The sequence below is a fragment of the Pseudoalteromonas aliena genome (genome assembly GCF_038155085.1).
Classification (GTDB): Bacteria; Pseudomonadota; Gammaproteobacteria; order Enterobacterales; family Alteromonadaceae; genus Pseudoalteromonas; species Pseudoalteromonas aliena_A.
Genome location: NZ_JBAKAU010000326.1, coordinates 1 through 206 on the forward strand (window position 1 = coordinate 1; position 206 = coordinate 206).

The 206-nt window shown below is 38.8% G+C and carries 1 pseudogene; it reads left to right on the forward strand.

From position 1 onward, the window contains the following. Window positions 1–205 (forward strand): annotated as a pseudogene (locus V6260_RS19605) (hypothetical protein); the annotation flags it as partial. Window position 206 lies beyond the last annotated feature (1 nt).

Sequence of the window (206 nt, forward strand, 5' to 3'; positions counted from 1 at the left end):
GTTTGAACATCAAGCTGCTAACTCATCTGATAAAAATGCCATTAACGTACTAGCTCAGCAATTAAAAAATAGTATCCACGCTATTGATATAAAAGGTCAATGTATTTTACAAAGCACCGAAAACTCACTTGCTCACAGCCACATTGAGGACGATGAGCACGATGAGCACGATGTGCACGATGAGCACGATCATCATAATGTTTAAG